We start from the raw sequence: 3,340 nt of genomic DNA, 5'->3' as shown, positions 1-3,340 counted from the left end.
TTCAGCCGTCATACCCCAGCCTCCCCAGCAGTTGCCGCACGCCGTCTTCCACGCTGATCTGGTCGGTTCGCAGGTGCAGGTCGGGCGCTTCGGGCACTTCGTAAGGGTCGGAGACGCCCGTGAAGTGCGGAATCTCGCCCGCCAGTGCCTTCAGGTAAAGCCCCTTCACGTCGCGCTCGGTGACGACCTCCAGCGGCGCGTCCACGAAGACTTCCAGTGCGTTTGGCAGATTGGACAGTACCTCGCGGCGGGTGTCGGCGTAGGGCGAGATGGCGCTGACCAGCACCGTCACGCCATGCTTTGCAAGCAATCCCGCGACGAAGGCGATGCGGCGCACGTTCGTGTCGCGGTCTTCTTTGGAAAAGCCCAGGCCCTTGCTGAGGTTCTCGCGCACGGCGTCACCGTCCAGCAGTTCCACCGCCTCGCCACGTGCGGTCAGTTCGGCGTACAGGGCCGTCGCCAGGGTGCTTTTGCCCGCGCCGGAAAGTCCGGTGAACCAGACGACGGCCCCCACCCCTTGCTTCGCAAGGCCCTCCCCCATAAAGGGAGAGGGTGAAATAGAACCCGTCACGCCAGCCCCCCCGCCAGCACCGCTTCGGGCGTAAACCGCTCGTGGCCCACCCGGTCGGCGTATTCCACGAAGCTCTCGCCCCCCGCCTTGTGGGTCTTGAAGTCGGAGATGACCTTGTCGGTGTACTCGGTCAGGCGCTCGGCGGGCACCACGCCTTTCAGCTTGGTTCCGGTGCGCTGCGCCTGCCCGATGCTGCCCGCGAGGTGGACGTTGTAGACCTCGTCCTCGCCGCCCGTTTCCTTGTTGGCGCGCAGGGCACCCATGAAGCCCAGGTCGGCCACCTGATAGCGGGTGCAGGCATTCGAGCAGCCCGTCAGGTTGATGACGAAAGGCACGTCCAGGTCGGTGTGCTTCGGCTCCAGCACGTCAATCATGCCCGCCACCCGCGCCTTGGTCTCGGTCTGGGCCAGGCGGCAAAACTGCGTGCCCGTGCAGGCAATCGTGGTGCCGCGCAGCGTGGCGCGGGGTTCGAGTTCCAGTTCGCGCAGTTCGTTCACCAGCGCGTCCACGTCCTCCGACTTCACATGCGGAATCATCATGTTCTGGAAGGCGGTGGTGCGGACATGCCCGTTGCCGTACTTCTCGGCCAGGTCAGCCAGTTTGCGGGCCTTGTCAGGGTTGATGCGCCCCACGGTGGTCGTCAGCACCACGTAGTTCAGGCCGTCTTTCTGGGGGTTGACGCCCAGCACGTCGCTGCCGCCGAAGCGGGCCACGGGCGCACTCGGCCCGTCACGCAGCTTGCGGCCCAGGTACTCGGTTTCCACGATGTCGCGGAACTTCTCTGCGCCCAGGTCTTTAATCAGGAATTTCAGGCGGCTCTTCTTGCGGTTCTGGCGGTAGCCGTGGTCGCGATAGGCCGCCGTAATCGCCCGGCCCACTTCCACCACTTCGTCGGGCCGGATAAACACGCCCAGCCGCTTGGCCAGGTGCGCCACCGCGCCGAGGCCGCCGCCCACCCACACGTCGAAGCCGACCTCTCCGTCCACTTCGTGCGCCAGAAAGCCGATGTCGTTGATGAGGTGGATGCCTTCGAGTTCGGGCGTGGCGGTCAGCGAAATCTTGAATTTGCGCGGCAGGTCTTCAAAGTCGTGGTTGCCGCTCAGCGTTCCTTCCATAGCGCGGGCCAGCGGGCGCACGTCAATCTTCTCGCGGGCGTCCAGACCCGCCAGCGGCGAGGCGATGACGGCGCGAACGGTGTCGCCACACGCGCCTTTGGTGTGCAGGCCCACCGTTTCCAGCCGCTCCAGAATCTCGGGGATGTCCTGAATCCTGAGCCAGTGAAACTGGAACGCCTGACGGTCGGTCACGTCCAGCAGCCCGCGCCCGAAGTCTTCAGCAATGCCCGCCACCACGCGCAGGGCGTCGGCATGCAGTTCGGCAGTGGGCACCTTGACACGCATCATCAGGAAGCCGTCTTCCTGCGGGCGCTGCGGGTACACCCCGGCCCACTTCAGCAGGTCGATTTTCTCGGGGTCGATGGCTCCGGCGGCGGCGTACTGCGGAATCAGGTCGAAAATCTGGAAGGGCGGCAGTTCTTTTTTCAGGGCTTCGATGTCGGACATGGGTGGCCTCCGGAACGGTGAGAGAGGGGCACGGAATCGGGGGGGCTGCCCAGGGTTGGACAACTGCTGGCAATCGTTGACCGGAAATGTAAACTTTAATAGTGGACAAAACAAGTCAACAACTTGAAGTTGTCTCGACGGGTGCGGCGGCCAGTTCCGGACGTACCCTGATCGTACTGGGTCACGGTTCGCACCTGAACGCGGATTCGGCCCAGGCCGTGCGCCGCCATGCCCAGGCCGTGCGCGAACGGGGTCTGTTCGGCGAGGTGCTGGAAGCCTACTGGAAAGAGGAACCCTCGCTGCGGCAGGTGCTGCGGCTGGCCCGTTTCCGCGACGTGACGGTGGTGCCGCTGTTCGTGTCGGAGGGCTATTTCACCAATGGGGTGCTGCCGCGTGAACTGGGGCTGACCTGGCGCGGGCCGCTGCCGCCGCAGGGCGTGCGCGAAGTGGTGCAGGGGCGGCAACTTCACTACACCCGACCCTACGGCATCCACCCCGCCATGAGCGACGTGATTCTGGCGCGGGCGGCGGAGGTCTGCCCCGACTGGACGCCCCAGGACACCGCCCTGGTGGTGCTGGGCCACGGCACCGGGCGCGACCCGCACAGCCGCGAGGCCATAGAGCAAGCCGCCGACAGCCTGCGCCAGGGTGGGCACTTTGCCGAGGTGCAGGCGCTTTATCTCGACCAGGAGCCAAACGTGTCCGACTGGCCCAGCCTGACCCACGCGCCCACGGTCATCATCGTGCCGTTTTTTGCCTCGGAGGGCTGGCACACGCTCGAAACCATTCCCGCCGACCTGGGACTGAGCGGCCCAGTCACGCGGCTGGGCGGACGCACCGTCTGCTACTCGCGCCCGGTGGGAACGCACCCTGGCGTCACCGAGGTCGTGCTGCGGCTGGTGGAGGACAGTGCCGAAACTGAAGACGCGGCGGCCCGAACCGACCTCGCTCAAATCCATCCTGACTGGCAGGCGGCGGGCGAAACGCTGGCCCAGGCGGTCACATCGGGCGCGGAGGAGCTGACGGTGGGCGAATTGCACATCACGCCCCTGCCGGAAGGCGGCTTCGACCTGCGCCACCACGCCGACCAGGGCCGCGCCGACCTGCGGGCCGTGCCGCTGCAAGACCTCAGCGCCTGGACGGGCCGCAGCGACGAGGGCCACCACCGCCCCATTCGCACCGGGCGCACCCTGCCGCGTGGCTGGTT

General features: G+C 66.4%; 3 protein-coding genes. 1 reads left to right on the top strand and 2 read right to left on the bottom strand.

Translation table 11 applies throughout. The annotated features are described in order from the left end of the window. Position 1: 1 nt before the first annotated feature. Both cysC and Q4C89_RS01635 read right to left on the bottom strand, forming a co-directional pair. Positions 2–541 carry an adenylyl-sulfate kinase gene (gene cysC / locus Q4C89_RS01640; protein WP_303100867.1) on the bottom strand — a complete coding sequence of 180 codons (540 nt, stop codon included), beginning with the start codon at positions 539–541 and terminating at the stop codon, positions 2–4. A 26-nt stretch (positions 542–567) separates the two neighbouring features. Continuing rightward, positions 568–2,133 carry a nitrite/sulfite reductase gene (locus Q4C89_RS01635; protein ID WP_303100866.1) on the bottom strand — a complete coding sequence of 522 codons (1,566 nt, stop codon included), beginning with the start codon at positions 2,131–2,133 and terminating at the stop codon, positions 568–570. A gap of 101 nt (positions 2,134–2,234) precedes the next feature. Between Q4C89_RS01635 and Q4C89_RS01630 the strand changes: the two genes are divergently transcribed. Further along, positions 2,235–3,340 (top strand): CbiX/SirB N-terminal domain-containing protein (locus Q4C89_RS01630; RefSeq protein WP_303100865.1); only part of this gene is annotated, 1,106 nt, incomplete at its 3' end.

The organism is Deinococcus sp., assembly GCF_030523985.1.
Classification (GTDB): Bacteria; Deinococcota; Deinococci; order Deinococcales; family Deinococcaceae; genus Deinococcus.
Note: the sequence above shows the minus strand (reverse complement) of the source record. Positions and strands in the feature narration are given on the sequence as shown.